1 protein-coding gene and 1 pseudogene are annotated in these 526 nt (G+C 41.8%); both read right to left on the bottom strand.

All coding sequences use genetic code 11. From position 1 onward, the window contains the following. A pseudogene (locus tag B4237_RS07810) lies at positions 1-122 on the bottom strand (rRNA maturation RNase YbeY); the annotation flags it as partial. Between the two features lie 73 nt (positions 123-195). Next, the coding region (locus B4237_RS07805; protein ID WP_286942555.1) for a PhoH family protein at positions 196-526 on the bottom strand (331 nt) is incomplete at its 5' end.

The raw sequence follows: 526 nt of genomic DNA, 5'->3' as shown, positions 1-526 counted from the left end.
TCACAATCCACATCGAAACCAACATGGCGTAATGCAGTTTCGATATTTTTTTTGATTTGACCACGTTTGAGTGGCAGTTCAGAGGCTTGAAAGTCCTGTTGTAGACTTAAATTGATTTTCAAAATAGATCCTTAAAATCTTCCCCCTAAAATGCGACAAAAGCATCAACATAAAAGGGGGATTGAGGAGGTTTTTTTAAGAGTGTTGGGCATCAGCAGCAGAATCATTTTCTGCAACTAATGCTTCTTGTTTTGCTTTGCGTTCAGCTCGAGCTTCAGCAGACATACGTTGCTGCTCGCTATCCCAGCCTTCATAAGCTTCAACAATTTTTTGAACCAGTTGATGACGTACAACATCTCGGGAATGGAAACGTGTGATGTGAATTTCATGTACGTTTTCAAGTACACGTAGCGCATGGGCTAAACCCGATTGTTGTCCGCGAGGTAAATCGACTTGTGTTACATCTCCAGTAATGACCGCACGTGAGCCAAAGCCCAATCGAGTGAGGAACATTTTCATTTGTTCT

It is taken from the genome of Acinetobacter sp. UBA6526 (assembly GCF_002434875.1).
GTDB lineage: Bacteria > Pseudomonadota > Gammaproteobacteria > Pseudomonadales > Moraxellaceae > Acinetobacter > Acinetobacter venetianus.
The sequence above is the reverse complement of the archived record's forward strand: the minus strand, read 5'-3'. Positions and strand labels throughout refer to the sequence as shown.